Source organism: Testudinibacter crocodili (assembly GCF_006228025.1).
Classification (GTDB): domain Bacteria; phylum Pseudomonadota; class Gammaproteobacteria; order Enterobacterales; family Pasteurellaceae; genus Chelonobacter.
On sequence record NZ_VDHF01000138.1, the window covers coordinates 1 to 4,064 of the forward strand.

General features: G+C 38.3%; 5 protein-coding genes. All 5 read right to left on the reverse strand.

The features are described 5' to 3' along the window. Positions 1 to 93: 93 nt before the first annotated feature. Positions 94 to 564 (reverse strand): Dps family protein, encoded by a 471-nt coding sequence (locus FHQ23_RS11815; protein ID WP_139614496.1) that lies wholly within the window; start codon positions 562 to 564, stop codon positions 94 to 96. Between the two features lie 245 nt (positions 565 to 809). Further along, entirely contained in the window at positions 810 to 1,772 is a 963-nt protein-coding gene (uspE, locus tag FHQ23_RS11820) for a universal stress protein UspE (protein WP_139614497.1), read from the reverse strand. Positions 1,773 to 1,881: 109 nt separating this feature from the next. Further along, a complete protein-coding gene (gene fnr, locus FHQ23_RS11825) occupies positions 1,882 to 2,637 on the reverse strand; it encodes a fumarate/nitrate reduction transcriptional regulator Fnr (protein ID WP_139614498.1) in 756 nt (251 codons plus the stop codon). A 283-nt stretch (positions 2,638 to 2,920) separates the two neighbouring features. Next, entirely contained in the window at positions 2,921 to 3,439 is a 519-nt protein-coding gene (gene ftnA, locus FHQ23_RS11830; RefSeq protein WP_139614499.1) for a non-heme ferritin, read from the reverse strand. A gap of 23 nt (positions 3,440 to 3,462) precedes the next feature. Continuing rightward, positions 3,463 to 3,948, reverse strand: coding sequence for a non-heme ferritin (gene ftnA / locus FHQ23_RS11835; protein ID WP_139614500.1), 486 nt, complete (start codon positions 3,946 to 3,948; stop codon positions 3,463 to 3,465). Between the last annotated feature and the right edge of the window lie 116 nt (positions 3,949 to 4,064).

Here is a 4,064-nt window from a genome sequence, read left to right on the forward strand (position 1 = left end):
CATTTTGTCTACTATGCCACAGACCCTATTAGTCAAAAAAGAGGCGTAGTGATATCACCACGCCTCTTTTTTAGTTACATGACCTTGTTTCAATTAACGTGCAGAAACTGCATTCAGCATCCAAATGAGTTTTTCCTGCTCTTTGATATAGTCACTCATTTGTGAGGCAGTGCCTTCATCATCCGCTTCACCGGCTAAAAATAAAATATCCCGTTGTAGCACTAATAATGCTTTAAAGCCGTCTAACGTACCTTGCAAGGTTTGCGTGTCGGTAACAGCATTGGTGTGAGATTGAATGCCGGAAATTGCTAAGTAGTCTTGAAAAGAGTGCAGTGGGCGTTGTCCCAATGTTAAAATTCGTTCAGCGATTTCATCAATTTTAATCACTAAATTATCATAAATCTCTTCAAATTTAACATGTAATTCGAAAAAGTTAGGACCGGTAATATTCCAGTGATAGCCACGTACATTCATGTAAAAAACTTGATAATTTGCCAGTAAAGCGTTTAATTTTTCGGCGAGAGCTTGTGACTTTCCCACATCTAATCCAATATTCGTTGTCATAATATTTCTCCTTAATAAATAGTAATATGTTATTCACGTATAAAGTATAGGTGTTAGCTTCTTTTGATGCTAATCGCAATTATGGATAGCTACGATAGGCTTTGGCTAATAAATAAACAGTTATTGATAATTATTAGCAATCAAAGTGCGGTTGCGGCAAAATACTATTAGAGCATAGAATAATCTTGAGGTTAAACAGAGATACAAAAGCTTCCGGAAAAGGAAGCTTTTGCACAAATATCGAATTAATCCTGACTATTGTTCATCTGTTCCAATTCATAAGGATCGGGTTTTATCGCTAACACATCACAATTCAAACGACCAATAACATGTTCAGCGGTGTTACCTAAAAACGCTGCTGATAAACCGGTACGTCCAATCGTACCCAAAACCACCAATTCAGCTTTAATTTTTTCAGCAACTTGTGGAATAACTTCTTCAGGCAGTCCTTCTTCCACATGCGTATGATCTTCATTAATACAATAGTGCTGACGCAACGCTTTCATATTAATCAAATGCTGGCCACGGATGCTGTCCGTATATGCATTTGGATTAAACTCAGGCAGATCAATCGCCATATTGACCGGCGTGGTAGGGTAGGCAGTTGCCAGGTGAATATTGCCCGCCGCTAATACCTTAGCCAAATCAAGGCTGGCATCAACCAATTTTTTATTCAGAATATCGTGGTATTCTTCGTCATCAGCAACGTTGACCGCAACCAGAATTCGTCCTTCCGGTTGCCATTCATGTTCTTTGACAATCAGAATAGGGCAAGGGCATTTACGCAATAACTGCCAGTCGGTTGGCGTGAAAATCAGCGCATCCAAACCTTCTGCCGGTTTTGCCACTTTAACCACCAAATCATGATTTTTCAGCTTAACCTGCTCAAGAATCGCTTCGTAATCGCGGCTTTTCCACACGACAGTAGTGTCGATTTCAATGCCGGAATCTGTAGGAATGGTTTGCTGAATCAGCTCTTCCAGCCACTCTTTTTTCTGATTGATAATGCCTTCGTGCATGCTTTCTCGCTCTTCAGCAGATAACATGGCACTCATTTCAAACGAAAAATCGTAGAGTGATAAAAACAGTGTTAATTTAGCACGGGTATCGGCTTTTTTAAGCTGTTTTGCCAAATGCAATGCACGCAAAAGGCTAGGCTGGGTTTCCAGCATCGGATCGATAACGACTAAGATATTATTGAAACGCATAGAAATAACCTCCAAATGCTAATGGGAGAACACTAATAGTATGGAGATAGTTTACTACACTTTTACTACGTAACAATGTGTATCGGCTAATTTTTTATGGTCAGTATGACTATGCGCTTTTACATTTAGTTGAGTCCGCCAGTGTACGTAACTTATCAAGATCGGTAATCGTAATAAATTTACCCTGTACTGAAAGAATACCGTTCTTTTTGAAGCGACCCAATAAACGACTGATGGTTTCGACAGTCAGTCCCAAATAGTTAGCAATATCGCCACGAGTCATCGTCAACCCGAACTCTTTAGAAGAGAAGCCCCGTGCAGAGTAGCGTTGAGACAAATTATTAATAAAAGCTGCCAACCGCTCTTCGGCATTCATTTTTGATAATAATAAAATCATCGCTTGATCACTTTTGATTTCGCTACTCATTAATCGCATGATTTGTTGTCTTAGTTTCGGCATTTTTCCGGCGAGATCATCTAAAATATCAAACGGAATTTCGCACACCATTGCAGTTTCCAACGCTTGAGCAAAACTTGGGTGTTGCATATCAGTGATAGCGTCAAAACCGACTAAATCGCCGGGCAAGTGAAAAGAGGTGATTTGTTCTTCTCCGGTTTCGCTGATAGTATAAGTTTTGATGGTACCGGAACGAATCGCATACAGTGAACGCAACGGATCACCGGCTTTAAACATAATCTGTGATTTTTGAATCGGTTTTTTGCGCTCAATAATATTATCCAGTTGATCCAGCTCCTGATTATTCAACGTGAACGGAATACAGAGTGTGCTGATACTACAGTCCTGACAATGAATAGCACAGCCACCGGATTGAATGCGTACCGCAGAAATATTGGTTGAGGGCATTTATGACACCTTTATTAAGAAATAAATTGATCTATCTCAATAATTCTAGCATTATTTGGTCTATATAAGAAGTATTAAAATAGAGAGTTTGTGGAGATAAAATGGCAGCGGAGAAATTAACTAAAAAAAGACTAATACAATTACTGATCGCGCTAGCGATTTTGTTGGCGGCGTTTTTATACCGCACTTATTGTTATCCGTAATAAGCAAAATACAAACAAAAAGAAAGGGTAGCGCCTGACGGTTCTACCCTAATCTAGGGTGTATTATTGTGACAGTGTCACTATTGTGTTGCTTCACTGGCCGCCGTTTCCACAGCTAATCCAGCCAAATCAGCATCAATATGATATAAGCCGCGACCATCAGTGCCGACCAAGTTAAATTTATCCAAAATGCCACTAAACAATTTTTCTTCTTCGTGCTGTTCTGCTACATACCATTGTAAGAAGTTGAAAGAAGAGAAATCTTTTTCTTTGAATGTGGTATCGACCAATTCATTAATTTTTGAAGTGACCAGTTTTTCGTGTTCATAGGTCAATTCGAAGATCTCTTTCAGAGAAGAGAATTGTTGTTGTGGCGCTTCAATTTTACCGATTACCGCTAATGCACCGGTTTCGGTTAAATACGTAAATAAACGACGCATATGTTGCATTTCTTCATCAGCATGCGCCAATAAAAACTGAGCAGCACCAGGAAAGCCTTTTTTCTCACACCATGCGCTCATTTGCAGGTATAAATTGGAAGAGAAGAATTCCAAGTTAAGCTGTGCGTTCAGATCATCAATAATTTTTTTCGATAACATAATATAATCTCCAAGGTTCGCTTTTACAGAACTGCCAATTCTTTATCCAAGAAATACAAGGATAAGCCTGAATCACCTAATAAATTGAATTTATCTAAAATACTGTTGAACAGTTTCTCTTCTTCATGTTGTTCTGCCACATACCATTGCAAGAAATTAAAACTGGATTGATCACCACATTCAAAAGTAACTTCCACCAGCTTATTAATTTTCTTAGTCACTAGCTTTTCATGTTCGAGTGTTAATTCAAAAATTTCACGCAAAGAGGAAAAGTCGGCACGTGGCGCATCCAACTCGCCTAATACCGGCATGATGCCAGTGTCATTCAGGTATTGAAACAGCTTTTGCATATGTTGCATCTCTTCGTCGGCATGTCTCAATAAAAATTGAGCAGCACCTTCAAATCCTTTTTGAGAGCACCATGCACTCATCTGTAGATATAAATTGGAAGAGTAGAATTCCAAATTTATCTGTTCATTTAGCTTATTGATTACTTTTTTCTCTAACATATTGATGTCCTTTTGAAAAATTTATTTTGAATCAATTGTTTAAATAAAACTATCAAACTTATGTTATTTGATAGCAGGAACCTTATTGATAATACGCTAAAAAAAAGTAAAAAGAT

Excerpts from the sequence above, each read along its gene's own strand:
- FHQ23_RS11815 (WP_139614496.1), bottom strand. The coding sequence starts at position 564 with ATGACAACGAATATTGGATTAGATGTGGGAAAGTCACAAGCTCTCGCC.
- uspE (WP_139614497.1), bottom strand. The coding sequence starts at position 1,772 with ATGCGTTTCAATAATATCTTAGTCGTTATCGATCCGATGCTGGAAACC.
- ftnA (WP_139614499.1), bottom strand. The coding sequence starts at position 3,439 with ATGTTATCGAAAAAAATTATTGATGATCTGAACGCACAGCTTAACTTG.
- ftnA (WP_139614500.1), bottom strand. The coding sequence starts at position 3,948 with ATGTTAGAGAAAAAAGTAATCAATAAGCTAAATGAACAGATAAATTTG.
- fnr (WP_139614498.1), bottom strand. The coding sequence starts at position 2,637 with ATGCCCTCAACCAATATTTCTGCGGTACGCATTCAATCCGGTGGCTGT.